26 protein-coding genes and 3 tRNA genes are annotated in these 26776 nt (G+C 61.1%); 20 read left to right on the top strand and 9 right to left on the bottom strand.

Features of this window, described 5'->3' with window-relative positions; translation table 11 throughout:
- Positions 1-50 precede the first annotated feature (50 nt).
- From AC1DD5_RS07925 to AC1DD5_RS07915, 3 genes are all read left to right on the top strand, one after another.
- Positions 51-785: a TetR/AcrR family transcriptional regulator gene (locus AC1DD5_RS07925; protein ID WP_477521096.1), complete on the top strand. Its 735-nt coding sequence runs from the start codon at positions 51-53 to the stop codon at positions 783-785.
- A gap of 84 nt (positions 786-869) precedes the next feature.
- Positions 870-1997: an L-talarate/galactarate dehydratase gene (locus tag AC1DD5_RS07920; RefSeq protein ID WP_477521095.1), complete on the top strand. Its 1128-nt coding sequence runs from the start codon at positions 870-872 to the stop codon at positions 1995-1997.
- Positions 1998-2007: 10 nt separating this feature from the next.
- Entirely contained in the window at positions 2008-2706 is a 699-nt protein-coding gene (locus AC1DD5_RS07915; RefSeq protein WP_477521094.1) for a FadR/GntR family transcriptional regulator, read from the top strand.
- A gap of 68 nt (positions 2707-2774) precedes the next feature.
- On the opposite strand, the gene AC1DD5_RS07910 is transcribed toward AC1DD5_RS07915, so the two are convergent.
- A tRNA-Leu gene (locus tag AC1DD5_RS07910) sits at positions 2775-2857 on the bottom strand.
- Positions 2858-3243: 386 nt separating this feature from the next.
- Here AC1DD5_RS07910 and AC1DD5_RS07905 point away from each other — a divergent pair.
- Genes AC1DD5_RS07905 through pknB form a run of 7 tightly spaced genes read left to right on the top strand, consistent with a single transcriptional unit; the run spans position 3244 to position 12812 of the window.
- Entirely contained in the window at positions 3244-3993 is a 750-nt protein-coding gene (locus tag AC1DD5_RS07905; protein ID WP_477521093.1) for an FhaA domain-containing protein, read from the top strand.
- 5 nt (positions 3994-3998) lie between these two features.
- Positions 3999-4478: an FHA domain-containing protein FhaB/FipA gene (locus tag AC1DD5_RS07900; RefSeq protein WP_477521135.1), complete on the top strand. Its 480-nt coding sequence runs from the start codon at positions 3999-4001 to the stop codon at positions 4476-4478.
- A gap of 3 nt (positions 4479-4481) precedes the next feature.
- Positions 4482-6173 carry a PP2C family protein-serine/threonine phosphatase gene (locus tag AC1DD5_RS07895; protein ID WP_477521092.1) on the top strand — a complete coding sequence of 564 codons (1692 nt, stop codon included), beginning with the start codon at positions 4482-4484 and terminating at the stop codon, positions 6171-6173.
- Entirely contained in the window at positions 6170-7600 is a 1431-nt protein-coding gene (locus tag AC1DD5_RS07890) for an FtsW/RodA/SpoVE family cell cycle protein (protein ID WP_477521091.1), read from the top strand. Before AC1DD5_RS07895 ends, AC1DD5_RS07890 begins: the two co-directional genes overlap by 4 nt.
- The gene (locus AC1DD5_RS07885) at positions 7597-9054 is read left to right on the top strand and encodes a penicillin-binding transpeptidase domain-containing protein (RefSeq protein WP_477521090.1); all 1458 of its coding nucleotides are present in this window, start codon (positions 7597-7599) and stop codon (positions 9052-9054) included. Before AC1DD5_RS07890 ends, AC1DD5_RS07885 begins: the two co-directional genes overlap by 4 nt.
- A complete protein-coding gene (locus AC1DD5_RS07880) occupies positions 9051-10901 on the top strand; it encodes a protein kinase domain-containing protein (RefSeq protein ID WP_431117371.1) in 1851 nt (616 codons plus the stop codon). Before AC1DD5_RS07885 ends, AC1DD5_RS07880 begins: the two co-directional genes overlap by 4 nt.
- A gap of 9 nt (positions 10902-10910) precedes the next feature.
- Positions 10911-12812, top strand: a complete 1902-nt coding sequence (gene pknB, locus AC1DD5_RS07875) for a Stk1 family PASTA domain-containing Ser/Thr kinase (protein WP_431117370.1) — start codon at positions 10911-10913, stop codon at positions 12810-12812.
- A gap of 25 nt (positions 12813-12837) precedes the next feature.
- Here the strand turns inward: pknB and AC1DD5_RS07870 are convergent, their stop codons facing one another.
- Positions 12838-13479 carry an aminodeoxychorismate/anthranilate synthase component II gene (locus AC1DD5_RS07870; protein ID WP_477521089.1) on the bottom strand — a complete coding sequence of 214 codons (642 nt, stop codon included), beginning with the start codon at positions 13477-13479 and terminating at the stop codon, positions 12838-12840.
- Between the two features lie 170 nt (positions 13480-13649).
- Positions 13650-14474: a class E sortase gene (locus AC1DD5_RS07865; RefSeq protein ID WP_477521134.1), complete on the bottom strand. Its 825-nt coding sequence runs from the start codon at positions 14472-14474 to the stop codon at positions 13650-13652.
- Positions 14475-14632: 158 nt separating this feature from the next.
- On the opposite strand from AC1DD5_RS07865, the gene AC1DD5_RS07860 reads away from it, so the two are divergent.
- The 7 genes from AC1DD5_RS07860 (at position 14633) to AC1DD5_RS07830 (ending at position 19479) form a co-directional block, all read left to right on the top strand.
- Positions 14633-14887 (top strand): cell division protein CrgA, encoded by a 255-nt coding sequence (locus AC1DD5_RS07860; protein ID WP_216924354.1) that lies wholly within the window; start codon positions 14633-14635, stop codon positions 14885-14887.
- 45 nt (positions 14888-14932) lie between these two features.
- Positions 14933-15442, top strand: coding sequence for a methylated-DNA--[protein]-cysteine S-methyltransferase (locus tag AC1DD5_RS07855; RefSeq protein ID WP_477521088.1), 510 nt, complete (start codon positions 14933-14935; stop codon positions 15440-15442).
- Positions 15442-16020, top strand: a complete 579-nt coding sequence (locus AC1DD5_RS07850) for an RNA polymerase sigma factor (RefSeq protein ID WP_431117368.1) — start codon at positions 15442-15444, stop codon at positions 16018-16020. The genes AC1DD5_RS07855 and AC1DD5_RS07850 overlap by 1 nt, the downstream gene beginning before the upstream one ends.
- Positions 16017-16646 carry a methylated-DNA--[protein]-cysteine S-methyltransferase gene (locus AC1DD5_RS07845; protein ID WP_431117367.1) on the top strand — a complete coding sequence of 210 codons (630 nt, stop codon included), beginning with the start codon at positions 16017-16019 and terminating at the stop codon, positions 16644-16646. Before AC1DD5_RS07850 ends, AC1DD5_RS07845 begins: the two co-directional genes overlap by 4 nt.
- Positions 16643-17359 carry an alpha-ketoglutarate-dependent dioxygenase AlkB family protein gene (locus AC1DD5_RS07840; RefSeq protein WP_431117366.1) on the top strand — a complete coding sequence of 239 codons (717 nt, stop codon included), beginning with the start codon at positions 16643-16645 and terminating at the stop codon, positions 17357-17359. The genes AC1DD5_RS07845 and AC1DD5_RS07840 overlap by 4 nt, the downstream gene beginning before the upstream one ends.
- Positions 17360-17478: 119 nt before the next feature.
- Positions 17479-18096 (top strand): DNA-3-methyladenine glycosylase I, encoded by a 618-nt coding sequence (locus AC1DD5_RS07835; RefSeq protein ID WP_477521087.1) that lies wholly within the window; start codon positions 17479-17481, stop codon positions 18094-18096.
- Between the two features lie 744 nt (positions 18097-18840).
- Positions 18841-19479, top strand: coding sequence for a GyrI-like domain-containing protein (locus AC1DD5_RS07830; protein ID WP_477521086.1), 639 nt, complete (start codon positions 18841-18843; stop codon positions 19477-19479).
- Here the strand turns inward: AC1DD5_RS07830 and AC1DD5_RS07825 are convergent.
- A complete protein-coding gene (locus AC1DD5_RS07825; protein WP_477521085.1) occupies positions 19466-20320 on the bottom strand; it encodes a rhomboid family intramembrane serine protease in 855 nt (284 codons plus the stop codon). The two genes, AC1DD5_RS07830 and AC1DD5_RS07825, sit on opposite strands and share 14 nt — an antisense overlap.
- 21 nt (positions 20321-20341) lie before the next feature.
- Positions 20342-20884, bottom strand: a complete 543-nt coding sequence (locus AC1DD5_RS07820) for a peptidylprolyl isomerase (protein WP_431117362.1) — start codon at positions 20882-20884, stop codon at positions 20342-20344.
- A 153-nt stretch (positions 20885-21037) separates the two neighbouring features.
- Between AC1DD5_RS07820 and AC1DD5_RS07815 the strand changes: the two genes are divergently transcribed.
- Complete coding sequence (locus tag AC1DD5_RS07815) at positions 21038-22018, top strand: hypothetical protein (protein WP_477521084.1); 981 nt, start codon at positions 21038-21040, stop codon at positions 22016-22018.
- 145 nt (positions 22019-22163) lie between these two features.
- Positions 22164-23039, top strand: coding sequence for a glycosyltransferase family 2 protein (locus AC1DD5_RS07810; RefSeq protein ID WP_477521083.1), 876 nt, complete (start codon positions 22164-22166; stop codon positions 23037-23039).
- A 95-nt stretch (positions 23040-23134) separates the two neighbouring features.
- On the opposite strand, the gene AC1DD5_RS07805 is transcribed toward AC1DD5_RS07810, so the two are convergent.
- Complete coding sequence (locus tag AC1DD5_RS07805) at positions 23135-24043, bottom strand: DMT family transporter (RefSeq protein WP_477517561.1); 909 nt, start codon at positions 24041-24043, stop codon at positions 23135-23137.
- A 119-nt stretch (positions 24044-24162) separates the two neighbouring features.
- Here AC1DD5_RS07805 and AC1DD5_RS07800 point away from each other — a divergent pair, with 119 nt between their 5' ends.
- Positions 24163-26163: a beta-N-acetylhexosaminidase family protein gene (locus AC1DD5_RS07800; RefSeq protein WP_477521082.1), complete on the top strand. Its 2001-nt coding sequence runs from the start codon at positions 24163-24165 to the stop codon at positions 26161-26163.
- Positions 26164-26286: 123 nt separating this feature from the next.
- Here AC1DD5_RS07800 and AC1DD5_RS07795 read toward each other — a convergent pair.
- The 3 genes from AC1DD5_RS07795 to AC1DD5_RS07785 all read right to left on the bottom strand — a co-directional run bounded on the left by AC1DD5_RS07795 (position 26287) and on the right by AC1DD5_RS07785 (position 26673).
- A tRNA-Ala gene (locus AC1DD5_RS07795) sits at positions 26287-26362 on the bottom strand.
- A gap of 71 nt (positions 26363-26433) precedes the next feature.
- A complete protein-coding gene (locus AC1DD5_RS07790) occupies positions 26434-26553 on the bottom strand; it encodes a DLW-39 family protein (protein WP_216924378.1) in 120 nt (39 codons plus the stop codon).
- 46 nt (positions 26554-26599) lie between these two features.
- Positions 26600-26673: transfer RNA gene (locus tag AC1DD5_RS07785), tRNA-Ile, on the bottom strand.
- Positions 26674-26776: the final 103 nt, after the last annotated feature.

The raw sequence follows: 26776 nt of genomic DNA, 5'->3' as shown, positions 1-26776 counted from the left end.
ATATTTGATAATAGCGGCCAAGTCCGTGACTGGGAAGACCTGATGGAATAATGCTGGAGATACAGGCAGCAGAAAGGCTTCCGATGCCCGCACCCACACCCGCTCCAGAACCCGAGCCGGGCGTTGCCCCCGCTCCTGCCAGCAAGGCACGGCGGCGTGCCGGACGGCCCATGGCGCGCATCCTGGACCAAAACGGCATCACGACGGCGGCCCTGGACTTAATTAGCAGCAAGGGTTACGACGGACTCACCATGGCAGCCCTGGCACGCTCGCTGGGCGTGGCGCCATCCGCCCTTTATAACCACGTAGCCTCCAAGGACGACGTGCTCTTGCTGGTGGAAGACCACTTGGCCGCGATGGTTGATGTGTCCGCTTTTGGCGTGGAGCCGTGGGACGTGGCCGTTCGCCGCTGGGCGTGGTCCTACCGGGACGTGTTCTCCGAGCACACGCCGCTGATCCCCGTCATTGCGGTGCTGCCGGTGGCGAATGCCCCGAAGACCCTGGCTATGTACGAGGCCGTGACCGCCGGATTCCGCGACGCCGGCTTCCCGGAAGAGAAGATCATTTCGGCGATTGTTGCTTTGGAGGCCTTCGTCTTTGGGGCCGCTTACGATGTCACTGCGCCGGATGACATCTTCGACGCCGGCTCCCTCGCCGACCAGGTACCCAACTTCACCGCCGCCGTCGACAGACTTGCCTTGGAGCAGCACCCGCGGCCAACGGACGTTGCTTTTAACCTGGGGCTCGAGGCCCTGATCGGCGGGTTCGGGGCGCTGCGGCGGTAGATTCCAGCCAGCCATTCCTTGTAATACAAGTTAATAACTTATATCCTAAGCTTCAGGCAAAGATGCCCATCCCTTAGGAGAACCATGAGTCCCGTAGATCTCATTCGACACATCAAGCTGTCAACGGCACGTTTGCCCCTCACCGTGCCCATCAGCGACGCCAAGGTCTTCACGGGCCGTCAGAAGCCGATGACGGAAGTCGTGTTCCTCTTCGCCGAGATCACCACGGAGCAGGGCCACAGCGGCATCGGATTCAGCTATTCAAAACGCGCTGGTGGTCCGGCCCAGTACACCCACGCCAAGGAGGTCGCGGAGGGCATCATCGGCGAGGACCCCAACGACATCGGCAGGATCTACACCAAGCTTCTCTGGGCCGGAGCTTCAGTGGGCCGCTCGGGCGTTGCAACCCAGGCCCTGGCAGCAATAGACATCGCACTTTACGATCTCAAAGCCAAGCGCGCCGGACTCCCCCTGGCCAAACTGCTGGGCTCCTATCGCGACTCCGTGCAGACCTACAACACCTCCGGCGGCTTCCTCAACGCCACGTTGGAAGAGGTCAAGGCAAGCGCAACGCAGTCCATCGAAGAAGGCATTGGCGGCATCAAGATCAAGGTGGGCCTCCCGGACTCCAAGGAAGACCTCCGTCGCGTGGCCGGCGTCCGCGAACACATCGGCTGGGACGTGCCGCTCATGGTGGATGCCAACCAGCAGTGGGACCGGGCGACTGCCCTGCGCATGGGCCGCCAACTTGAGGAATTCAACCTCATCTGGATCGAAGAGCCGCTGGACGCCTACGATTTTGAGGGTCACGCCCACCTTGCCCATGTATTGGACACGCCCATCGCGACAGGTGAGATGCTGGCCTCCGTCGCGGAACACAGGGGCCTTATCAACGCCAACAGTTGCGACATCATCCAGCCCGATGCACCACGCGTTGGCGGCATCACCCAGTTCCTGCGCCTCGCAGCCCTTGCCGACGAACGTGGCCTTGGCCTGGCTCCGCACTTCGCCATGGAGATCCACCTCCACCTGGCTGCCGCCTATCCGCGCGAGCCGTGGGTGGAGCACTTCGACTGGCTGGATCCATTGTTCGAGGAACGCCTCGAGACCAAAAACGGCCGCATGATCGTTCCGGACCGCCCCGGCCTCGGCGTGACGCTGAGCGGGCAGGCCCGTGCCTGGACCACCGAATCCGTGGAATTCGGCGCGTAATCTTGAACCCATGAGCCGAAACCTGACTGCGGATCTCGCCGCCGACCTTCGCAACCGCATCGTCGACGGCGTCATCCAGCCAGGTGAGAAACTCCCCAGCGAAAATACCCTCATCAGCGAATACGGCGTCAGCCGGACAGTAGTCCGCTCCGCCCTGACACGTTTGCAAGCGGAGGGACTTGTCGAAACCGAGCGTGGGCGGGGCAGCTTCGCACTGACCCCGCCATCGGAGGGCCCTCTTCAAGCTCCGGGCACCAGGCCGGTTGTCAGTATGGAAGACCGGCTGCAGATGCTCGACTTCCGGATCGGCGTGGAGACTGAAGCCGCTGCGTTGGCGGCCCTGAATCACACGGAGCATCAATTAAAGGCAGTGCACGGCGCCCTGGAGCAATTCACGGCAAGTTCCGGCCACCCGGCCCACTCCATGAAGGCTGACTTCGAATTCCACCGGGCCGTTGCTGCAGCCTCAGGCAATCCCTTTTATACGGACTGCATCAGTGCGCTGGGCCAAACGATGATCACCATGCCCCGCACACGCCTACTGGCCAGTGACGAGGAGGACTCCCGGGAACGCTTCGAACAAGTGGTCCACGAGCACTCCTCTATATACGCGGCCATCGCCGATGCCGACCCAGCCGCTGCCTCGGCGGCCATGCGCCTGCACCTGAGCAATTCGCGACGCCGGTTCAAAGGTTCGCCGCGCAGCTGACAGTTGGGCTCGGGGTCCGGACAAAACAAAAGAGCCCCGGTCCTAAGACCGGGGCTCTTTCAATTGCGTGCGCGAGGGGGGATTTGAACCCCCACACCCTTTCGGATACTGGCACCTGAAGCCAGCGCGTCTGCCGTTCCGCCACTCGCGCGCAACTTCTTTTTCAGGACGTTCCACCGGTCTCCCGGCTTCGTTTCCTTCAAAAGCAGCGAGATCAAGCATAACGGACATTCCAGACAAAACACCAATCGAGTCCCTGCCGGGTGTGGACAACGCGGCCGTGAGGCGCCCAAGGCGTACAACTTCTGCTTAACGGCACGGAAATTTCACCCCCTCGCTCCCCCGTCAGGACGGGCCGGAGTCGAACTTTTCCGCGTCGTAAGGCGTTGTGGATTAAGGCCATTCCCAGACACTCCCAGTAGTATCGGGAAGTGGAAGGGCCGTTCGGCGCTCACTTTGCTGTGTGCGTGGACGGGTCGAAGCACGGAGTATTGAACCAGGCACAGCGGGTGCCGCGGCGAGGAAAGGAGAAGGACCATGGGTTTGCTGGACAAAGTCGAGCGCGGCATTGAAAAGGCTGTCCGCAACGTCTTCTCCACGGGGTCGCGGGCACGTGTTGAGCCGGTGGAAATCGCGAGCAAGCTACGGCGCGAGCTGGACAATAAGTCCATCACCATCGCAGCCGGGCGCACTCTCGCCCCCAATGTGTTCGATGTCCTCCTCAGCGAGGAAGATTTCGGACGCGCCCAGGAGTGGGGGACTCCGCTGGCAGAGGAACTGTGCGATGTGGTCATCCAGCACGTTCGCAGCCAGGGCTACACGCTCCAGGGCTCGGTCCGCATTTCGTTCCGTCGAAATGAAGAGGAACGCGCCGGACACTTCGAAATAACTTCCCGGACCGAGAAATCCTCCGACGACGCCGCTGCCGCGCCACAGGCCCCACGGCCAAATGTTCCAGCTGCACCCGCCCGGCAGCCCACCCGGCTCCAGCCTGTCCTGGACATTGCCGGTCAGCGGTATTCCCTCAATGCCCAGTCGGTCGTCCTGGGCCGCTCTTCGGAAGCAGACATCCTGGTGGATGACACCGGAGTGTCCAGGAAGCATCTTGAGGTCCGCACCCAGAACGGCACTACGTGGGCCGTTGACCTTGGTTCCACCAATGGCAGTTACGTCAACGGTCACAAGGTGGACGGCAGCGTGGAGCTCACTGACGGCTCAACCATCACGATGGGACGTACCAAGATCATTTTCCGCCTCCTTCCCCAGACCCTGGGTGGCCACGCGTGAACGACATCAGCGAACTGACCATCACGGCCCTTCGCTTCGGTTTCCTGCTGTTGCTGTGGGTCTTGGTCTTCAGCATCGTGTCCACCATGCGCCGCGACTTCCAGATTGGCCGCAAGGCCGTGACCGGGGCCCCCACAGCGCGCGAGGTCCGCAAGCACCCCGAATTGGCCGCCTCCCCGGCGCCCGCCATCCAGCATGCGCGCAATCTGGTGGTGACTGAGGGCCCACTCAAAGGCACCACGCTTCCCTTGGCGGCAAGCCCTATCCTGTTGGGCCGCGCTCAGGAAGCCACACTGGTCCTGGAAGACGACTACGCTTCCGGCCGGCATGCACGCTTGTTCCCGCAGGGCAGCCGCTGGTTCATTGAGGACCTCGGGTCCACCAACGGCACCTACCTGGCCGATCAACAGCTCACCCGTGCCCTGCCGGTGGAGCTTGGCGTTCCCGTGAGAATCGGCAAGACGGTTATTGAATTGAGGCCGTAGTCCATGGCCTCTCCCGAGACCCCGGAAGGCAAGGAAACGCCGGCGGAGCGCCCACTCATCATGCGCTACGCCGCGCGATCCGACGTCGGACGGATCCGCTCCAAGAATGACGACTCCGCGTATGTGGGCCGCCATCTTGCAGTCGTTGCCGATGGCATGGGCGGTCACGCGGGCGGAGACGTCGCCTCGGCCTCCACGGTGCTGGACATGATCCACCTCGATCATGATGACTACCCGGACGGCGCCGACACGATCCTCGCCGATGAGATCCAGACCGCCAATTCGTTGCTGTCTGAGCTGGTGCATCAGAATCCCAAACTCTCCGGCATGGGCACCACCGTCACAGCCCTGCTCCTTGAGGGCCGCAAACTGCATTTCGCCCACATCGGCGATTCCCGGGCCTACCGCCTGCGGAACAAGAAGTTCGAGCAAGTCAGCATTGACCACACGTTCGTTCAACGCCTTATCGATGAAGGCCGGCTCCGCCCCGAAGAAGCCGAAACACATCCCCACAAAAACGTTCTGATGCGCGTCCTGGGTGACGTCGACGCCAGCCCTGAGCTGGACTTGGATGCCCTCGACGTCGAGCCGGGCGAACGCTGGTTGCTCTGCTCAGATGGCCTCAACTACGTGGCAGGACACGTGGTGGAGCGGGTATTCCGGGAAACCAATGACCTGCGGGAATGCGCGGAAATCCTGGTTAATCTCACGTTGGAAGCCGGCGCCCCGGACAACGTCACCGTGGTCGTGCTGGAGATTGTTGAGGAGACCGACGACGACGTCAACACGGCCGCCGTCGACGTCGTTCCTCCCGCGGCGCTTGCCGCGCTGGACGAGCCGGAATCGTCTGCTGCAGATAAGCCGACGGAAGGTCCCTCCGCCACCAAGCCCGCAGACGCCAGTCCGGGCGAGCTAAAGGCAACTGCGCCCAATGATGGCAAGATTGCCGACGCCGGTTCATCCTTCAGCACCAGCGACCCAACCGCGGAGAAGGCTGAGTCGGCTGACGAAGCCGGAACCTCCAAAGAGCCGCCCACCACTACTGACCCGCACCTGGGTGAGCACCTGTCCGCTGAGGTCCTCCGCGAAGAGCTCGCCAGCCGTCCCCATGAGCTTGTGGGTGCCGCAGCTACAGCCGCCGAAACGGGATCAATCCCGACGGTAGCGGGCCGCACTGTTGCCCGACGCGCGGCTACGGTCTTGACCCACAAAGCCGAGCAGGACCGCTTGGAAGTCGAAGAACCGGCACGACGCCGCATTCGCTGGCTCATGCCCGCTGTTGCTGCTGTTGTTGTGCTCGGCGTCGTGGTGGGCCTTTGGCTTGGCTACGCTTGGACGCAGACCCGCTATTACGTTGGCGAGTACGATTCCCGTGTAGCAATCTTCAACGGCATTTCGCAGCGGCTCGGACCCATCCAGTTGTCCCGGCTTGAGGCTGTCACTGACCTCCGTGTTGAGTCCCTTCCCGAGTACGGTCAACAGAGTGTTCGGCAGACCGTTCCTGCCGGAGACCTTGACGATGCCCAGCGTATTGTCGAGAACCTGAAGAACTACGGCAGTACGTCGGGAACGTGCCCCAGCACCACTCCTGCCCCCACTCCGTCAGCGACAACAAGTGTTCCAATTCCAAGTACAGCGGCCGTTGCCAGCCCCACGCCTTCGCCCGTACCGACTCCCTGTGAGGCGGCAAAATGATCCAGACTGAGACCGCGCCCAAGCCGCGCCGCAATGTTGAGCTGGTGCTCATCCTGCTTGCGCTTGCCGTTGGCATCGGCGCCAGTGCTCTGGTGAGCATCAATTCCGAAAGTGGACTGGACAGCGACTTCTGGTTCCAATCCAGCCTGCTTGCTGTGGCTGCCTTTGCCTTCCACGTTGTTCTGAGACTGCGCGCTAAGTATGCCGACCCAGTAATACTTCCGATCGTCGTTGCCTTGAACGGGCTCGGCCTCGCTTTGATCCACCGCATGGACGGCCCCGGCGACGATACCGGTAATAATCAGCTCCGTTGGACGCTTATCGCGATGGCAGTATCCATCGCTGTCATTTGGTTCCTCAAGGACCACCGCGTCCTTCGCCGGTTTACCTACATTTCCTTGGCAGCGAGTGCATTCCTTCTGATTTTGCCGCTCGTTCCCGGCATCTCTGCCGGTGAAGTACTGGGTGCGAGCGTATGGATCAAGATCGGCCCGATGACGTTCCAGCCCGGTGAAATTGCCAAGATCACCCTGGCCATATTCTTTGCCGGGTATCTGTCTTCCAACCGGGACCTCATCCTGCTGGCCGGAAGGAAAATCGGCCCCATGCAGTTCCCGCGGTTCAAGGATCTGGGTCCCATGATCACTGCCTGGTTGGTGAGCATTGGCGTCCTCGTATTCCAGCGCGACCTTGGATCGTCAGTCCTCTTCTTCGGCCTCTTCATTGTGATGATCTACGTCGCCACAAGCCGCATCTCATGGGTGGTGATCGGCCTGGCCCTGATCCTTGGCGGCGGCTTCATCGCTTCCAAGATCTTCTCGCACGTTGCCTTCAGGATCGACAGCTGGATCAACGCCTTCACTCCGGAGGTGTTTGGCAGGTCACCCGGTGGCAGTGGCCAGATCGTCCAGGGCTTGTTCGGCATGGCTGATGGCGGCCTGGTGGGCACGGGCCTTGGCCAAGGCAGGCCGGACCTGGTGCCCTTCGCCAACAGCGACATGATCGTGGCACTCATCGGCGAAGAACTCGGCCTCATTGGTCTGTTCGCCGTCGTGATGCTCTACCTGTTGCTTTTTACCCGCGGTTTCCGTGCCGCGCTGGGCACCCGGGATGCGTTCGGCAAGTTGCTGGCTTGCGGGCTCTCCTTCGCAATCGCACTCCAGTGCTTCGTGGTCATCGGAGGCGTCACCAGACTTATCCCACTGACGGGCCTCACCACGCCGTTCCTGGCCGCCGGTGGATCCTCGCTTCTGGCCAACTGGATAATCGTCGGCCTCCTGCTCATGATCTCCAACACGGCCCGCGGGCCCATAGACACCACTCCGATGGTCAACAAACCTCCTGCAAGCAGCACCAACCCCGCCGCCCGCAAGTCGGCCGCCGTACCCACACCGGGCGCACCCACGGAAGCGGTGAAACACCCATGAACCAGGCAATTAGAAGTTCGTGGATGGCTGCCGTCGCCATGTTCGCGTTGATTTTCGGCGCCATCAGCTACGTGCAGGTCATTGGCGCTGACGACCTCAACGCCAATCCATGGAATCAGCGGGCCATCCTGGCAACGTTCTGCAACGACCGCGGGGCGATCATCGTCGCCGGTAAGCCGATTGCAGAGTCCGTTCCGGGAAACGAGTCCTGCGCGTTCCAACGCAAGTACACCCAGCCGGAACTTTATGCGGGCATCACCGGATACTTCTCCAGGGGATTTGGTTCTACGGGGCTCGAGCAGTCCCTGAGTGACCAGTTGGCCGGAAACTCTGACCAGCTGTTCCTGGACCGCGTCAGCCAGATGTTCCTGGGCAATGAGCCCAAGGGCGCCTCCGTGGAACTCACGCTCGATCCCGCCATCCAGCAACTTGCCTACGACCTCATCCCAGAGGGTCAGCGTGGCTCGATCGTTGTGACCAACCCGAAAACCGGCGCCGTCCTGGCCATGGTTTCCAAGCCGTCCTACGACCCCAACCTGATCGCTACCCATGACACCGCTGCCGCAGCGGCCAATTATGCCGAGCTGAACAAGATTCCCGGCATCAACTTGAACCAGAACGTCAGCGGGCCCACAGGTAACTTGTTGTCCCCAGGCTCGGTGTTCAAGCTTGTCGATACTGCGGCCGCCCTGAATTCCGGCAAGTACAACAAGGACAGCGAACTGCCAAACCCCAGCAGCCTGCCCCTCCCTGGATCCAGTGCGAGCTTGCCCAACTACGCCGGCGGCAACTGCAACGTCCGTGAAACGGCAACGTTCTCCTTCGCCCTGGAACAGTCGTGCAACACACCCTTTGCGAGCATCGCGCTGGACCTGGGCCAGGACGCCATTCGGGAGCAGGCAGAGAAGTTCGGTTTCGGGGACACCTTCGGCGAGCAGCTCAAGCTCCAGCAGGCCGTCAGTGTCTTCCCGAAGGATCTGGACCAAGCGCAGCTAGCCCAGTCGTCAGTGGGTCAGCGCGACGTCAAGGCAACCCCGCTGCAGATCAACCTGATGACTGCGGCAATCGCCAACGGCGGTGTGCAAATGAAGCCCAACCTGGTCAAGACAGTCCGTGCACCCGATCTCCGGGTTATCAGCGAGTTCAAGCCCGAGGCACTCCGTACAAGCACCACCCAACCCATCGCGAACCAGATCACCCAGTGGATGAGCAGCGCGGTCTCCAACGGCATCGCCAGCGGCGCTGCCGTCCCGGGAGTCCAGGTAGCCGGTAAAACCGGTACCGCCGAGCTCGGCGATTCAGGTTTGAACAATTCTTGGTTCACCGGGTTCGCCCCGGCGAACGATCCGCAAGTGGCCGTCACCATCGTCATGGAAGGTGTGGATGTGCTCACAGGCGCCAAGCTAACCAGTCCGAACGCAAAGAAGATTTTTGAGGCGGTGTTGAATAAGTGAGACCTACTTCGGGAATCACACTCGGCGGCAGGTTCCAGCTGACCAGTCGCATTGCGATTGGCGGCATGGGCGAGGTCTGGAAGGCCAAGGACCAGATCCTGGGCAGGATCGTTGCCATCAAGGTGCTCAAGGAGGAATACACCGGGGACCCCGGCTTCCTCCAGCGTTTCCGCGCTGAAGCCCGCCACACGGCACTCCTTAACCACGTGGGTATTGCCAACGTCTTCGATTACGGCGAAGAAGCCGGCTCTGCGTACCTGGTCATGGAACTGGTGCCCGGCCATCCGTTGAGCGGCATCCTCGAGCGCGAGCAGGTCCTGTCGCCTGACATGACCCTTTCGATCATCTCCCAGACGGCGCGCGCCCTGGCCGTGGCCCATGCCCAGGGCCTGGTCCACCGTGACATCAAGCCGGGCAACCTCCTCATCACGCCTGACAACCGCGTCAAGGTCACCGACTTCGGTATCGCCCGCCTGGCTGACCAGGTGCCGCTGACCCAGACCGGCCAGGTCATGGGTACCGCACAGTACCTTGCTCCCGAGCAGGCAACAGGACAAACTGCCACTGGCTCGTCTGACATCTACTCGCTGGGCGTCATCGGTTACGAATGCCTCACCGGCCACCGTCCGTTCTCCGGTGAATCGCAGATCGCCATTGCGCTTGCACAGGTCAACGACGCTCCGCCACCGCTTCCGGAGACGCTGCCTACTCCGGTGCGTGCCCTCCTGATGTCCATGCTCGCCAAGGATCCCAAGAACCGTCCAGCCAACGCCATCAAGCTGGCTGAGGCAGCCGAGGCTATCCGCAACGGCGACATAACCACTGCCCACGCCGCGGTGCCGGGAATGCTTCTCTTCGAAGCCGCTACTGGACCCATCACGGCACCTGTCAATACCGCTACGGCCCCCACCGGCGTCGTTACCTCGCCGTTTGGCAAGGAGCATTCCACGACGTCGACTTCCGCACTTCCGGTGATCGGCGCCACCGCCGCTGTTGGAGGCGCAGCAGGGGCTGCCCTTGGAGCTGCCGGCGCTTCCGCCGACAACCCTTTGTCGCGGGCGAATGCACTTGAGGCAGAGCGGCAGCTGAACGACGAAGAAGAAGTTATCTACAGCGATGACGACAACTACGACGACGTCGAGCCGGAGCGTAAGAAGCGGAGCCCCTGGACCTGGCCACTCGTTGCCCTGATCCTGCTGGTGCTCTTCGCACTAGTTGGTTTCCTGATTTCACAGTCGGGCTTCTTCTCCCCGAATCCCGGTCCGAGCGAGTCCACATCCGCAAGCCCAAGCCGGAGCGCAAGTCCAACGTCGCAATCGGCCACCCCAACGCAGACGTCCCAGGCCCCCTCACCGACACCGACGCAGTCCACTCCCCAGAAGATCAACCTCATCCCTGAGGAGTATCTTGGACAACCGTTTGAGACTGTCCGCAGCCAGCTCGTTGGATTGGGCCTGCAGGTAAACGGGCAGGAAGTGTTCAACACTGCCGCGGTGGGCACGGTAACCGACCTTAACCCCACCGGTCCTGTTGATCCAGGGGAAGTTATCACTGTCCAGTACTCCAAGGGTCCGGAAATGGTGTCCGTGCCCAGCATCGGTGTAGGCCTCAGCGAGGACGAGGTCCGCGGACTGATCGAAGCCGCGAACCTGCGGTGGGTCCCGGGCGATCCCGTGAATGGTGCCGTTGGCCAGAAACCAGGCACCTTCGTACGGTCCGAGCCAGCCCCTGGAACAAAGGTTGCCGCTGGTTCGGTAGTCACATACCACCTGTCCAAGTCGCTTGTACCGAGCAATCCAACGTCCCCGAGCGCCAGCCCCAGCGGCTCCGGCAGCCCGAGCAATTAAGTAGCCGCCATGTCTACGCCACGGCCCGGTCCAGCGCACCGAGAGGAGAGCACACCTGTCTCTTCGCAGCGCATCCTCAACGGTCGCTATGAACTCGGTGACCTGATCGGCCGTGGTGGCATGGCAGACGTCTACCGTGGGTCAGATACGCTGCTGGGGCGCACCATTGCCGTCAAAGTCCTGCGCGCTGACCTGGCCCGCGATCCCCAGTTCCAGGCCCGTTTCAAACGCGAGGCCCAGGCTGTCGCGGCACTGAACCACCCTTCCATCGTGGCCATCTTCGATACTGGTGAGTACTCTGTCCCGGGCGGACCGGGTGAGGACGTGCGTGTCCCATACATCGTGATGGAGTTCGTCGCAGGACGGACCCTGCGGGACATGATCAAAGCGCACGAACTCGGTGTTGAAGACTCCATCGGCTACACCCTTGGCGTCCTCGCGGCGCTGGAGTACAGCCACCGGGCGGGCATTGTGCACCGCGATATCAAGCCGGCCAACGTCATGGTCTGTGCTGATACCGGGGACGTCAAGGTCATGGACTTTGGCATCGCCCGCGCCATGGCTGACTCCGCTGCCACCATGACGCAGACGCAGGCTGTGGTGGGAACAGCCCAATATCTTTCCCCCGAACAAGCACGGGGCGAGACCGTTGATGCCCGCAGTGACCTCTACTCTGCCGGCTGCCTTCTGTATGAACTGCTTACCAGCCGGCCACCATTCGTAGGCGACAGCCCGGTTTCAGTGGCCTACCAGCACGTCCGGGAGACGCCAGACCTTCCCAGCGTCCATAACCCCGAAGTTTCCGAGGCTTTGGATTCCGTCCTTGCCAAGGCCCTGCAAAAGAGCCGGTCGGACCGATTCCAGGATGCGGCTGCTTTCCGGCGGGCACTCAGGGCCGCGAGCAATGGCATCCCCGTACCCGCTCTTCCCGCCAGCGAGGCACCCACCGATCCGAACGACCTCATTTCATCCGAAGACCCGGACACGCAGCTCTTGAGCGCAACAGCCGTTGGATTCCTGGATGTCGAGCACTACAAGGACGTCCCCCAGGATCCCATAGAGGAACCGCTGGACGAACCGCTTCCCTTGGACCTCCCACCCGAACGTGAGCGGACCGCGCGCCAGAAGTCCCGGCGTCGGACTTGGGCGGCGACGCTGGCAATCTTCACTATCCTTGTTCTCGCAGGCGCCGGATTCTGGATCTACAGCCTCGTCAACGCGCCCCCCGCGACACCGGCCAAGGTGGCGGTTCCCTCGGTGACCAACATGTCGGAGTCCCAGGCGCTGCAAGAGCTCTACTCCGCAAAGCTGGTCCCCAAAACAGCACGTGTGGCCAGTGACAAGGTTGCCAAGGACATGGCGATCGGCACGGCACCCAGTGCGGGCTCAATGCTTGAACAGAACGCTGAGGTCATCCTCAACATCTCCAGCGGTCCCAGCTCGGTAACTATCCCTGCAGACATTGTGGGCCGAACAGAGTCAGATGCCCGCGACACCCTCCGGCGCCTGGGAATCACGGGCAACATCTCCAGCGTGAGGACGCATAGCCCCACCGTTCCGATCGGACTCGTCATCACCACGGGTCCAGCCCCGGGGGCGCCCATAGCCGCAGGTTCCAACGTTGAGCTGCAGGTCTCCTCCGGCAAAGTGCTGATGCCCCAACTGATCGGTCTTGCCCAGTCGGAAGCCGAAGCGCTGCTGAAGGAGAACGGCCTCGTCATGACCGTGGTGGAGCAGGAAAATTCCCAGGTGACCCCCGGCAAGGTCACGGCGCAAAGCGAAACCTTCAATACTGAAGTGGACCAGGGCAAGACAGTAACGGTAACGGTAGCCAAAGCCCCGGCTCCGACTCCCACACCTACGCCAACAGATACCTCGAGCCCCAAGCCGACGCCCACCAAGAGGGACTAATCAGTCGCCGCCCCCTGGCTACACCTCAGTGCTGGATCAGCGGGCTCAGCTTCGAAGCACGTTCCGCGGCGCCGTTCATGCCGAGGGACTCCAGCCAGTTGCCCAGCATCTGGTAGCCGCCTTCGGTGAGGACTGATTCCGGGTGGAACTGCACACCGCAGAGGGGAGCGGTCTTGTGTTGCAGGCCCATGACCACACCGTTGGTGGTCTCGGCTGTGATCTCCAGGACGTCCGGAATCGAGTCGCGAACCGCAGCGAGTGAGTGGTAGCGCGTAGCCGTCACAGGCGACGGAAGCCCGACAAAGACGCTCTTGCCTTCGTGCTGCACAGGCGAGGTTTTGCCGTGCATCAGCTCGGGCGCATGGGTGACCACGCCGCCATAAGCTTCGGCAAGGGCTTGGTGGCCAAGGCACACTCCGAACATAGGCTTGGCGGCCTCGCCACACCACTTGATGAGGTCGATGCAAACACCAGCTTCTGCCGGCGTTCCTGGACCGGGAGAGATGAGGACTCCATCACGGGCTGCGGCAAGCTCTTTGGCTTCTGCGAGTGTCACGTCGTCATTTCGGACCACGGTTGTCTCGGCGCCGAGTTCTTGCAGGTAGCCCACCAGGGTGTAAACGAAGCTGTCGTAGTTGTCCACGACGAGGATTTTTGTTGAGCTCATGGCTGCTGCACTAAACCAATCGTTGAGTCGGTCAAAGAAGTGAATTGGGAGAACCACGGGAAGAGGAACTCCACCATCAGGACGAGGGCTACGGCCACAAGCGCCACCGATGTCAGTATCCGCACCCACAAGGGGCCGGGCAAATTCCTGAAGATCCAGGCATACATCCGTTACCCCTTTCCTTGGGCTTGGGCTACTTGGGCGGCGATTTCCGACGGCGGTCCCGCCGAGGCCGGTCGCCACCCCTCAAGGACGGAGTAGGCGATGATGCGTTCCTGGGATCCGAAGCGCGGGTTGCAACTGGTCATGGTCAGGATGCTTTCACGGGGCGTGACTCCGGGTTGGGTGGGGACCGGCATCAGGACGTCGGTTTGGCTGGGCAACACAATCTGGTTGTTGCGGAAGACATAGGTGTAATAGCCGTCTGGCGTCTGGACGTAGATTTTGTCACCGGGGACCAGTGTGTGGATGTTATCCAGTACAGCGCCGTGGGTCTGCCGGTGTCCCGCGACGGCAAAATTGCCCAGGGCTCCGGGCATGCTGGTGTTTCCGTAGTGTCCCAGGCCCAGTGTGTCCAGGACCTCCTGGTCTGTTCCCTCGATAATGGGCCGCGTGTAGTCCGGACCGAATCGCGGGATGTACATGATCCCGATCGTTTTCCCATGCGCAGGAGCTGTCCCGACGACGGGCGGGCCGTAGTCCGTAGCCTGGCTGGCAGCCGGTGTCACCGGTCCCGCAAATTCCTGTGCAAAACTCTTCACGGCTTCAGTCTGCTTGGCGTCGGCCTCCACGTTGGTCCACCATAGCTCCCAGCCCACAAAAAGCAGGAGGACAATGCCTGCGGTGATGAGCAACTCGCCCAGTACCTGACTGATTTTGCGCATAACGTCCGAGGCTCTGAGCCGGGCGCGGGGGGGTTTTCGCTGCGTCCCGCGGGCGGACGGCACGGCTGCAGCCGCCGTCGTCTGCTGGTCCGCCACAGGGTCTCCTCGTATAGGGCGCGGGCGGCGCTGGCCTACCCCGGTTGCGGCTAGACTTGACAGCTAGTAACAACCCGGAGCACCGCGTGGCCGTTGACCGCTGGATTTTTTCCTTCCTGCAGGATACCAAGGCCGGCAGCATCGGGTTTCAATCGAACAGCCAAGGAGGATCCGTGCCCGAGTCCAAGCCCCGCAAGCGGCCTGCCCGTCAGGCCCAGCAGACTTCCGCCGCGCAGCAGTACAAGCCGAATCCCGTTTGGTACAAGCCGGTCATGTTTGGCCTCATGATCATTGGACTGATCTGGATCATCACGTTCTATATCACCGAAGGCCGGTTCCCCGTTCAGGAATGGGCTTCGTGGAACATCGTGGCTGGGTTCGGCATCGCAATCGTCGGATTCCTTATGACCACGCGCTGGCGCGCCTAGGAATCCCACACCTCACATTTCGGTGCCCGCGAACGTCTACAGGATATGAACACCAGGCACACCACCATGGATTCCCCGCTGGGACAGCTGACGCTGACTGCCCGTGGGGAGTTTTTGACGGGCATCTTTTACGAAGGCCATTGGCACATGCCTCCGCCGGACTACTTTGGAGTCCCGGCAGGGATCGAGGAACCACTCTTCGATCAGACCCGCGGCGAACTCGGTGAGTACCTCGAAGGAAAGCGCACCCACTTCGACGTTCCCTTTGAAGCCCGGGGCAATGCCTTCCAAGAGAAGGTCTGGGAGCGGCTCCAACACATTCCTTTTGGGGAAACCATCAGCTACGGTGAACTGGCTCTCGAGATGGGCGATCCCCACCTGGCCCAGGCTGTCGGGTCCGCAGTGGGTCGAAACCCCATCAGCATCATCATCCCGTGCCACCGCGTGGTGGGGCGCAACGGGCAACTCACCGGCTACGCGGGTGGCCTGCGCAACAAGCGCTTCCTCCTCGAGCTCGAAGAGCCTGCCGCCGTGAAAGAGAGCAAGCTCTTCTGATGCAGCGCCGGCAGCAGGCCCACACCAAGAGGCCGTTCGAAGCAGTCGTCCAGGAACATGGCGGCACTGTGCTCCGGGTATGCCGTGCAGTGGTGGGTCTTCACGATGCCGACGACGCCTGGTCCGAAACCTTTCTTGCGGCTTTGCAGGCTTATGGCGCCCTCCCTGCAGATGCCAACCTTGAGGCCTGGCTCGTCACTATTGCGCATAGGAAATGCATCGACCTCATCCGTTCCACCAATCGGCGCGCTTTGCCTGTCGATCAGCCACCAGAGCGGCCTTCGAAGATTGGCATTCCGGGTGACAATCAAGCGGAGCTACTCAACGCCGTCGGGCAGTTGCCACCTAAACAACGCCAGGCAGTGGCCTACCACTATTTGGCGGGCCTCCCATATCGGGAGATTGCGTCACTTCTGGGCGGGACACCAGATGCCGCACGACGTGCGGGATACGACGGTGTGAAAGCCCTCCGTTCCATGCTCCGCGACGAGCCCGAATCCGTCCGAGCGTTCCTGGTTCATTCCACGTCCGTGACTACATCATCGGTCCCAGCATCGGCGAAAGGAGAAATCCGATGACTCTTGAATCCCTTTCGGACCGCGCCGCGGTTGCCGCACTCCTTCAACCCCTCGACGCCGGAATCGAGCCTGCCCTGGCCAGCCTCCACGCGCGACTTGTCCGCTCTGCACAGGAAAGTCATTCCCTGGACATCGCCTACACAGTGGTGGACTCTCCTGTGGGCAAGCTGCTCCTGGCGGCTACGGAGCATGGCGTGGTGCGGGTAGCGTTCGAGCTTGAGAACCACGACGCCGTATTACAGTTACTGGCCAACACGGTGAGTCCCCGCATCCTGCATGCACCTTCACAACTTGAGGCCGCTGCCCGCCAATTGGACGAGTACTTCAGCGGCACCCGTAAGGATTTCAGCCTTCCCCTGGATTTCCAGCTCGCACGCGGGTTCCGCCTGAACGTCCTTCACCAATTGCCGCGGATCGCCTACGGCAGGACCGAAAGTTACGCACAGGTGGCTCAGGCCGCCGGCAGCCCCAAAGCTGTGCGCGCCGTTGGAACCGCCTGCGCTACCAACCCGCTGCCGGTCATCGTTCCTTGCCACCGCGTGGTGAAGTCCGACGGCACTTTTGGCGGTTACCTCGGTGGAACCGAAGCGAAACGAAGGCTCCTGACGCTTGAGGCTGCAGCATGAGCGAGGACGCCCTGTTTCCGTTGACGCTTATCCAACCTGACACCCACGACGCCGCCCCTCGGGTTATAGCTCCAGGCGCCGTGCACGTGCCGGGCTGGCTCAGCCTGGAGCAGCAGAGGTGGATCGTGCAACGCTTTGGCGACTGGACGCACGGGCCGGTGCCCCTCCGGGCAGCAACATTGCCGGGAGGGCATCAGATGTCTGTCCGGACCCTTTGCCTTGGCTGGCATTGGCAGCCCTACCGCTACACGCGCGAAGCTACGGATGTAAACGGCCAGCCCGTACTCGAGTTCCCGGAGTGGATGGTTCGCTTGGGCAGGAAGGCCGTATCCGATGCTTACTCGTCAGGGCCGGAAGGCAACGAGGCCCTCGCCGAGCTCGCTGTCAATTACACACCCGATGCAGCACTGGTGAACTTCTACGATCGCGGCGCCGCCATGGGGATGCATCAGGACAAAGATGAACGTTCCAATGCTCCGGTAGTGTCCCTCAGCATCGGGGAGACGTGCCTCTTCCGCTTCGGCAACACCCAGACGCGTACCAAGCCATACACGGACGTCGAACTCCGATCCGGAGATCTTTTCGTTTTCGGCGGGGCATCAAGGTTCGCGTATCACGGCATCCCAAAGGTTCTCCCGGGAACCTGCCCGGAAGGGTGTGGGCTCTCCCATGGACGGATCAACATCACGATGCGTGTCACCGGACTGTCCTAGGGACCGGATCGCCGCGGCTAAATGTCCCAGGCGGGCAAAATGTCACAGCCAACGGGCAGAATGTCCCTAAAGGCAAGAGCAAAGGTTGGCGTCCGCGGGACGGCCGCAGAGGAGCGTTCATGACCACGGAAGAAACCGGCATCATCATCGGCCAGGATGGCCTGGCGCGGCCGCTGTGGGCTGCCTCGGATCCCCTGATGCAGGCTTACTACGATCACGAGTGGGGCATGCCGGTCCGGGACGAGCAAGGAATGTATGAGCGCATCAGTCTCGAGGCATTCCAAGCCGGCCTGTCATGGGCAACCATCCTTCGGAAGCGGGATGCCTTCCGGAAGGCTTTCCTGGATTTCCACCCTGAAAGCGTCGCTGCTTTCACGGACACGGATGTCGAGCGGCTCATGCTGGACGCAGGCATCGTCAGGAACCGCTTGAAGATCCAGGCGGCCATCACCAATGCCAAGGCCACCATCGCCCTGAGGGCAGAGGGCGGCTTGGTGGACTTCGTGTGGTCCTTCAAGCCGGAAACCACCCCTGCGCCCCGATCCTACGCAGAAATCCCCACTACCTCGCCGGAATCCATTGCATTGTCCAAGGCGCTTCGCAAGAAGGGCTTCGCGTTCGTTGGCCCCACCACCATGTATGCGCTCATGGAAGCTGTAGGGATCATCGATACCCACTTGGTTGACAGCCACAGGCGGGGTACGTCCGGCGTTTGGATGGAAGAAGGCCAAAAGTAGGGCTTCGCCCTCCCACGGACGCCCACAGTTCTTTTCCACAGAAGTGCGTAACTTTTTCCACAGGCGTGGATAAGTTCTGTGGACATCCACGTACTTTCCCCAGAAACCCCCGTCGCATTACCGATCCTGGACCCATGATCGACGGGCAGGAGTTATGCCCACTGTGCGTGTCGCTGTGGATAGTGGCCGCATCTTCATTGAAAGTTCACCGGTGGAGCATTGCTGGATTTACTCACCAGCGTTTTAGCTGGCCACCGAAGCGCAAAATGATCTCGAAGCAAGCCTTCCTCCCTCAGTAATCACCTTCACGGCCTGGGGAGTTACCCACTTAACAACAACCCCCTACCCACAAGTTATCCACAGGTGGGGAAAACTTGTGGGTTTCCGGTGCTGGATCCGCGCGCTAACGGTCTAAAAGGAGCCGTGACGGTCGGGAACTACACGCGTGTAAGTTATTAACATTGTTGATAAGCCTGTTGATAGAGGCCCCTGCACGCCATGATTAACAGCTTTATCCACAGCTCGCTTGGAAATGGTCCGGTTGTCCACAAATCAGTAAGGTATGGGCACAAAGTTATCCACAGATGTGGATGAACCCATGCCTTTCGGGGGATATCTACCGCCCTGACCGGGTTTACAGCACTCTAACGACCTAACTACACATATGTAAGTTACGCACACTGTGGACAACGCCTGTGGATAACGTCATCAACGCCGACACCAGGGGAGTGGGATTACTTGCCAATGAAAGTGGACTTCAAAAAGCACATCGAAACCTACAAGGCTTCGCATGGCAGGTTTTCCGTGGTGACGGTTCCAGCCCTGCAGTTCCTCATGGTCGACGGTCATGGGGATCCGAACACCTCCCAGGACTACAGAGATGCGCTGGCAGCGCTCTATCCGGTTGCTTACAAGATGAAGTTCTTCAGCAAACAGGAGTTGGGTCGCGACTACACTGTGATGCCGCTGGAAGGCCTCTGGTGGGCGGACGACATGGATACCTTCACAAGCGCCAGGGATAAATCACGCTGGGATTGGACCCTGCTGAATATGGTCCCGGATTGGCTCACCCAAGATCACTTCGAGGAAGCGCGTCAGATCGTAGGCAAAAAGGGCCAGGGCGCGGCAATTGACGGTCTTCGATTGGAAACATTCCATGAAGGGCTCAGCGTCCAAACCCTCCACATCGGCCCCTACGATGACGAGGGTCCGGTGCTCGCGGAAATGCACAACGGCTTCATTCCCGGGGAGTCGTTGATGATGTCGGGGAAGCATCACGAGATCTACCTAAGCGACCCTCGCCGTACTGCATCGGAGAAACTCAAGACGATACTGCGGCAACCGGTCACGGCTGCAGGAAGCGCGGCAGCTAGCCGGCAGTGATGCGGAACCACGTGACCACGGCCAAAAGGCCTGCAACGAGGATGAGGCCGCCTGTTTGGAGCAGGGCCTGGCTCTTGCCCCGCGGGGAATAGGCGATGGCGGCCGCAGCGAGGCCGCCGGTGATCAGGCCACCTAAATGGGCTTGCCAGGCGATGCTGGGAACAAAGAAACCGATGGCCCCATTGATCGCAATCAGGATCCAAAGTTGTTTGGTTTCACCGCCGCGATGACGCTGCACCACGAGCATGGCACCGAAGAGGCCAAAGATGGCGCCGGAAGCTCCTACAACGCCAACCTCGGGGTAGGTGGGGGTCAACAACAGATAGCCCACAGACCCGCCAACGGCGGAGAGCAGGTACACGGCGAGGAACCGGATCCGCCCGAGCAAAGGCTCAAGGGCTTGTCCGAAAATCCACAGCGTGTACATGTTCAGGACAATGTGGAGCAGGAATCCTTGCGAATGAAGGAAGGCCGCCGTAAGCATCCGCCACGGCTCGCTGGCAGCCACAGAATTTGCGAATGCAAAATTCTGGAATACCGCGTCGCCAGGAACAATCCATTGAAGGATGTAAACCAGCACGCACAGCCCGATGATCGCAAACGTCACCAAAGGCCGGCCGGTTGCCAAGGCACCGCCATAGGGAGAACGGTATGTCGGCGTCGTACGTTTTTGTTCGTTGACGCAATCAACACATTGGAACCCGACGGCGGCCGCCCGCTGGCACTCGGGGCACGCGGGGCGCCCGCAGCGCTGGCACCGCACGTAGGAGGGCCTGTCCGGGTGCCTCGGGCACACCGGAATTGTGGCGGACGGCTCTGCCGACGGGATTCCGTAGCTCATGGGCTCTGATTCAGCCTGTTGTTAGAGCTGCTCGATATCGATGCTGTTGATGACGACGTCCTCAACCGGGCGGTCACCCATGCCGGTGCGGACGCCCTCAATGGCGTCAACAACCTTGCGGGATTCCTCGTCAGCTACTTCACCAAAGATGCTGTGCTTGCCGAACAGCCAATCGGTGTTGACCGTGGTGATGAAGAACTGTGACCCGTTGGTGCCCTTGCCCATCTGGATACCGGCGTTGGCCATGGCCAGCTTGTAGGGAGCGTTGAAGGTCAGCTCGGGGTGGATTTCGTCGTCGAACTTGTAGCCCGGTCCGCCAACACCGCGGCCCAGGGGATCGCCGGCCTGGATCATGAAGTCCTTGATGATGCGGTGGAAGATGGTGCCGTTGTAAAGGGGCGTGCCGGTCTTGTCTTCGCCGGTTTCGGGGTGCGTCCAGGACTTTTCGCCCGTGGCCAGGCCAATGAAGTTGGCGACCGTCTTGGGGGCGTGGTTGCCGAAGAGGTCAACCTTGATGTCGCCGAGGCTCGTGTGGATCGTTGCTTTTGCGGTTGCGATGGTCATGGCCCCATTCTTTCATGCAGGGTCAACGCCGGCATGGCTGTAAAGCCGGTTCCGCGCTGGGTGAAATCCGGGAAGAATCCTGCAGATGAATAGCCGGTGTTCCTCAAGGCACGTAGGCTAGCTTCAAACGAGCATGTGTATCGGGAGGTAATTGTGAAGAAATCAGACCGTATTGCCCGCGACCTTGAACACTCCGTTGCGGCTGGTGTGGATAACGCCCGCGACTGGGCGGCGCCCCGCGTGGAAGCAGCCGTCAGCTGGGCTGTTCCCCGTATTCAGCACGGCATTGATACCGCTTCCCCCAAGATCCAAGAGGGACTGAAGTCGGCGGCGCACAACCTCGCCGACGGCGTGGCAACAGTTACGCCGCGGCTTCAGGATGGGCTGGCGCATCTCGCGCCAAAGATCCATGACGCTGTGGAAGACGCCACGCCCAGGATCCAGGAGACCCTTAACAAGGCAACTCCGGCCCTTGGACTCGCCCGGGACAAGGTAGTTGAGGAGTACCTGCCCAAGCTGTCCGAGCAGTTGGGCCAGGCTTCCGTAGCTGTTCATCACGTCCTTGAGAACGCACCCGCCCAAGTGGATGCCGTTGCGCAGAAACTGGTGGACTCAGGTGTGGTTCACAGCGTGCAGGAGCAGGCACAGGCCACCAGCAAGCAGATCAAGGCAGTGGCGGACCAAACCAGCAAGGCTGTTTCCCAGCAATTGGCTGTCCAGCAGAAGCCGAAGAAGCGCGGATGGCTGGTTGTCACAGTTATTGCAGCCGCGGTTGCTGCCGGTGTCGCTGCTTGGAAGGCCTCCAAGCCTGTGGAGGATCCTTGGAAGACGCCGGCTCCGGTCAATCCAACCCCTGCCCCTACGCCGGCTCCGGCGCCGGCTCCCGCAGACACTGCAGCATCCGCTACGGCAGCTACAACGGGTGCAACTCCACCAGCCGAATCCAAAGCGTCTGACATTACGCCCGAGGATGCCGCTGTCGAGGTGGAGCAGGCAACCAAGGATGCGTTCGAGAAGGGCAAGGATTCCACGGCCAACGTCGCTACGGATGCCAAGACCGCTGTCAGGAACATTGCGGCAAGCGGCCAAAAGGACAACGGCACTGCGTCCCCCTCCAAGGACCCGCAGCTCTAGAGATCTCATCGGCCTGCGTTCATAGAGGCCGTCATTGAAACATCATCTGAAGGGATCCCGGCCAGCCCGGGATCCCTTCAGTGTTTTCCAGCTTGTAACCAAACCGTCCGCTGGGGACGCTCTGCCGGGTGTTAGATTTGAGGTGATGTCAGCCGATAGACCCGTTGCGGGTGCCCTCAAGGAAGTCCCCGAGCCTCCGGGGGTTTCAATCGTCATCCCGGCGTATAACGAGGAAAGCGTCATTCGCCAGTGCCTCATCGCGGCCATCTACCAATCTGTTCCTGCTGAAGAAATCATCGTGGTGGACAATCTCTCCACTGACCGCACCGCCAGGATCGTGCGCCAGATGCAGCAGGAATACCCGGAGAGCCCCATCATCCTTTTACGGCAGGACGGCACGCAGGGGCTGATTCCCACCCGCAACTTTGGCCTCAACAGCGCCAAAGGGGAGATCGTTGGGCGCATCGACGCCGATTCTGTCCTCGAACCTGACTGGGTTGAGCAGGTCCAGAAGGCCTTCATGGACCAGTCCGTGCAGGCGGCTACCGGACCTGTTGTCTACTACGACATGCCCATGCGCCGCTTTGGGCTCAAAGCTGATGACAAAATGCGCCAGCTGATGCTGCGATTGGCCAAGCACCAGTACCATTTCCTCTTCGGTTCCAACATGGCCCTCCGCCGTACCGCATGGGAGACCATCCGCGACGAAACGTGCCTCGATGAGAAGGATGAGATGCACGAGGACATCGACCTCTCACTGCACCTCGCTGAGCACGATCTCCACGTCCGGTACTGCCCACAGATGGTTTCCGGCATGTCGGCCCGCCGACTTGAGGACTCTCCGCGGGACTATCGCTATTACGTCACCCGCTTCGACCGGACGTACAAGGCGCACAACGTTAAAAAGATGGCCCTGAAAGCGCCCATGGTGGTCTTCTTCTCGGTCTACTTCCCGGCCAAACTGCTGCGGGCCATTCACACGGCCAACGCGGCGCAGGGCTTTCGACGCAGCAGCCTCTAGGCCCCGCCATAGAGCTTCAGGCCAGGCAGCGGCACGCCACGCAGGCGCACGCAACGCAACCGCACGCCAAGCAACAGAAGCCCGACGGCGGAAGCTCAGTCAGTGCCCAGCTCGGCCTCCCGCCGGTCTGCTTCGCCTTTGCCACGCCGTTGCCCCGCGACCACCACCGCGAGTCCAATAAGAATGAGCGCAAGGCCGGCGTATGTTCCGGCGGGCAGTGTCTCGTTCAGGAAGATCGCCGCCAGGATCGCCGCACCCGGAATTTCCAGCAGGATGATCATGGAAACCAGCAAGGGACTCATTGTGGCCAGCAAATGGTTGAAGGCGGTGTGCCCTACCAACTGTGCACACACGGTGATGGCGAGAATCCCAAGCCAACCTCCGGCGTCGAATCCTGCCAACGGTTGGCCACTGAGCAAAGCCAACCCGGCAACAATCGCGGCACACATTCCATAGCAGAGCGTGGTGTACGTGCCTGTTCCCATGGATTGGCGGGCCTTGCCGCCAGCCAAGGTATACAAGCCGGCCAGGGCTCCACCAGCCAGCGCCAGGACGTCGCCCAGCAGGGCCTGCGGCGAGGAGCCCATGTCGAATCCTGTAATGGCCACGACTCCGCCAAAGGCTATACCCAAGCCCACCAGAACCGGCCACCGGTGGCGCGCGCCCCTGAACAACTGGAAGACCGCGATCCATGCTGACTGGAGGCAGACCAAGGCAGTGGCTGCAGCCACGGAGGTCAGCTGCAGCGCCGTGATGAAGCAAGCGAAGTGAAAGGCCAGGGCGACGGCGGCAACCGTGGACCAGCCAAATTCGCGCCGGTTGATGTTCCCAAACTGTTTGGGCTCACGGATGGCGACCGGTGCGGCCATCACGACTGCGCCAATGGCGTTCCGCCAGAAGGCGATCGCCAACGCCGTCACTGACGTGGCACCCAAAGTGCCTGCGATCAGTGGTCCTGAGGAAGCCACGCCCAGGACTCCCAGCGCAGAAATGAGAAGGTTCACGGATCAACCTTAGTTTGGTGAGGCACCCGTCCTGCCCTCTATGTGCGGCGCGGACAGTGTGGTTGTCTTGATTCAACATTCCAGACAGCCGGTGACGGCTTTCCCAAGGGGACACCTGATTGAACACAACACCCGTCCGTGGTGGAGCTAGACGGAGACGATCAGTACTGCTGCTGATCGCAGTTGCGGCCCTGGCTGTCGCACTCGTCGTCACGGGCTGGCTTGTGGTTTCCCGGGAACGGCCCAGTGGCCAGGGGACGGGCAAGACCGAAGTCGCAAACGTCTTCCCGGTTCCTCAACATTTCCAGTCCGGAACGGGGGATCCCATCCCTCTGAACGGCCACGTTTACATCGTGTCTTCCCCTGGCACGGACCAAGCATCCATTGGCGCCCTCCAAGACCTGGTGGCAGTAGCCGGGGGTACTGCAGAAACTGTGCCGGCCCTGAACAGCCCCGCGGCCGGCAGTTCGGCCGTCTTCCTTGGCGCCGCAACAGATCCGGTAGTAAGCCCGGTACTCAAAGAGCTGGGGAAGGAAAGCGGTGCGGATAACCAGGACGCAGTCAACCGGGCCGAAGGCTACGCCATAGCTACCGGAAGAACTTCGGGGATTCCCGCGGCGGTACTCGCCGGAGCGGATGCCGACGGCGTTTTCCATGCGGTGCAGACCGCGCGCCAATTGCTCAAGGATGGCGCAATGGCGTCTGCCCGCATCAGTGATTGGCCGCTGATGGAAACCCGTGGCGTCATCGAAGGGTTTTACGGCACGCCGTGGTCCCATCAGGCACGTTTGGATGTCATCAAATTCGCAGGCCGCCAAAAAATGAACACCTTCATCTATTCCCCAAAAGATGATCCATTCTTGCGGGAGAAGTGGCGGGCACTGTACTCGGACGAGGACCTCAAGGAACTAAAGGAACTGGTGGATACCGCTACCGCCAACCACGTCCGCTTTACTTACGCACTGTCCCCGGGCATCGATAGTTGCTACTCCGCCGAGGCTGATCTCAACTTTGCAGTGACCAAGCTTGAATCGTTGTATTCGATCGGTGTCCGTGCGTTCGTGATCCCGCTTGACGACATTGCCACCAAGGTCCAGTGCGCACAAGACCTCAAGGACTTCGGTGCCGGTCAAGCCAATCTGGCCAAGGCGCAGGCTTCATTCCTGAATGACGTCAATGACCGGTTCATTTCGACAAAGCCGGACATCGAGCCCCTGCAAACGGTTCCCACCTTTTACAACGGTTCCGGGAGCAATCCTTACAAGAGGGAACTTGGCAGGTCATTGAACCCTGGAATCGTGGTCCAGTGGACCGGTGAAGACGTAGTCTCCCACAGGGTCAGCGCCGACTCAGCCAAGACTGCCCGGCTCTCCTACGGGAGCCCAGGTTCCCCACGGGACCTCGTCATTTGGGATAACTACCCCGTCAACGACTTTTCGCAGGACCACCTCTTCATGGCACCAGTGATCGGTCGCGACCCAGAGCTGTACAAATCAGTCCGCGGAATCGTGACCAATCCGATGATTGAGCCCTATCTGTCTTTTCCCGCCATCTTTAACTACGCCGATCTCTCATGGAATGGACCAGCGTACGATCCCGGCAAGTCCATGGACGCAGCCCTGAAACAGGTTTCCGGCCCGGATCCGGAGGTCCGCTCGGCCGTAAAGGCTTTCGTGGACCTGAACCAAGATTGGCAGGACGACGAGCTCACCCCGTCCGCTCCGGAGCTCCGGCGGGATATAGACCAGTTCTGGTCGAATTACGACGCCGGAAGGTCGCCTTCAGGCGACTTGAAGGCCCGAGCTGAGCTGCTGCAGAGGTTGCCGGAACTGTTACCCAAGATGGCAGTGCCGGGGTTCGCAGCGGACGCCACGCATTGGGCAACCGCGGCGGCCAATTACGGACGAGGAGTGGAAGAGGCCCTGATCATGCTCGAGGCCGCTAAGCGCGGGGATTCCTCGGCCGTGGCTGAAGCCCGCCGGAATGTCCAGGCCGCGTTGGCGGCCGCCGATGCCAAAACGCAGCCGACACTGGAGCTCGGGGTGGTGACTCCTGTGCTGGGGGATAGCGAACTGAAGGCTTTCCTGGAACGGGCTCTGAAGACAGTCCCGCCCAACTAGGTCGCAGCTGAGCGCGTTTTGAGCCGTCAAAACGCGCTCGGCTGCGACTCAGTTGGGAGCCCCAGCTGTGTGAATGGGTTAAATGCAAAAAGTCCCGGTCATTTCTGACCGGGACTTTTCTTATGGTGGAGGCACGGGGACTCGAACCCCGAACCCCCTGCTTGCAAAGCAGGTGCGCTACCAATTGCGCCATGCCCCCATAAGAAGCAACCCGTCAATCATACCCCATGTCAGGACTGGCTTTTGCCAGTTCCAGACCGGGCTCCGCGGCTAGTCGACCTTGTCGGTTGACTTGCTCCAGAGATCCTTCCGGGCTTCGGATTCCTGCGCCTTTTTATAGACCAGGACACCTGCGACCGCCGCTGCGACTACTACCAGCAACTTCTTCACAAGCACCTCATTCCGGTTCAGTGTTACCTGAACCTGTTAGGTTCCGTGGGCGTACCAGGACTTGAACCTGGGACCTCTTCGTTATCAGCGAAGCGCTCTAACCGCCTGAGCTATACGCCCCGATGCCTCATCGGGCCGAGATATGACTGTACAGCACATCCCGGCCCGATCTCAAATCGAGGCATTCTGACCGCTGAATCTCACCGTTTTCGGCGTAAATCCA

Source organism: Paenarthrobacter sp. 10L420 (assembly GCF_056395385.1).
Note: the sequence above shows the minus strand (reverse complement) of the source record. Positions and strands in the feature narration are given on the sequence as shown.

What these genes read in the sequence shown, in the direction of transcription:
- AC1DD5_RS07915 (WP_477521094.1), top strand. Translation starts at nt 2,008, where the DNA reads ATGAGCCGAAACCTGACTGCGGATCTCGCCGCCGACCTTCGCAACCGC.
- pknB (WP_431117370.1), top strand. Translation starts at nt 10,911, where the DNA reads ATGTCTACGCCACGGCCCGGTCCAGCGCACCGAGAGGAGAGCACACCT.
- AC1DD5_RS07835 (WP_477521087.1), top strand. Translation starts at nt 17,479, where the DNA reads ATGACCACGGAAGAAACCGGCATCATCATCGGCCAGGATGGCCTGGCG.
- AC1DD5_RS07920 (WP_477521095.1), top strand. Translation starts at nt 870, where the DNA reads ATGAGTCCCGTAGATCTCATTCGACACATCAAGCTGTCAACGGCACGT.
- AC1DD5_RS07855 (WP_477521088.1), top strand. Translation starts at nt 14,933, where the DNA reads ATGAACACCAGGCACACCACCATGGATTCCCCGCTGGGACAGCTGACG.
- AC1DD5_RS07810 (WP_477521083.1), top strand. Translation starts at nt 22,164, where the DNA reads ATGTCAGCCGATAGACCCGTTGCGGGTGCCCTCAAGGAAGTCCCCGAG.
- AC1DD5_RS07870 (WP_477521089.1), bottom strand. Translation starts at nt 13,479, where the DNA reads ATGAGCTCAACAAAAATCCTCGTCGTGGACAACTACGACAGCTTCGTT.
- AC1DD5_RS07850 (WP_431117368.1), top strand. Translation starts at nt 15,442, where the DNA reads ATGCAGCGCCGGCAGCAGGCCCACACCAAGAGGCCGTTCGAAGCAGTC.
- AC1DD5_RS07885 (WP_477521090.1), top strand. Translation starts at nt 7,597, where the DNA reads ATGAACCAGGCAATTAGAAGTTCGTGGATGGCTGCCGTCGCCATGTTC.
- AC1DD5_RS07830 (WP_477521086.1), top strand. Translation starts at nt 18,841, where the DNA reads ATGAAAGTGGACTTCAAAAAGCACATCGAAACCTACAAGGCTTCGCAT.
- AC1DD5_RS07895 (WP_477521092.1), top strand. Translation starts at nt 4,482, where the DNA reads ATGGCCTCTCCCGAGACCCCGGAAGGCAAGGAAACGCCGGCGGAGCGC.
- AC1DD5_RS07840 (WP_431117366.1), top strand. Translation starts at nt 16,643, where the DNA reads ATGAGCGAGGACGCCCTGTTTCCGTTGACGCTTATCCAACCTGACACC.
- AC1DD5_RS07925 (WP_477521096.1), top strand. Translation starts at nt 51, where the DNA reads ATGCTGGAGATACAGGCAGCAGAAAGGCTTCCGATGCCCGCACCCACA.
- AC1DD5_RS07820 (WP_431117362.1), bottom strand. Translation starts at nt 20,884, where the DNA reads ATGACCATCGCAACCGCAAAAGCAACGATCCACACGAGCCTCGGCGAC.
- AC1DD5_RS07825 (WP_477521085.1), bottom strand. Translation starts at nt 20,320, where the DNA reads ATGAGCTACGGAATCCCGTCGGCAGAGCCGTCCGCCACAATTCCGGTG.
- AC1DD5_RS07890 (WP_477521091.1), top strand. Translation starts at nt 6,170, where the DNA reads ATGATCCAGACTGAGACCGCGCCCAAGCCGCGCCGCAATGTTGAGCTG.
- AC1DD5_RS07905 (WP_477521093.1), top strand. Translation starts at nt 3,244, where the DNA reads ATGGGTTTGCTGGACAAAGTCGAGCGCGGCATTGAAAAGGCTGTCCGC.
- AC1DD5_RS07845 (WP_431117367.1), top strand. Translation starts at nt 16,017, where the DNA reads ATGACTCTTGAATCCCTTTCGGACCGCGCCGCGGTTGCCGCACTCCTT.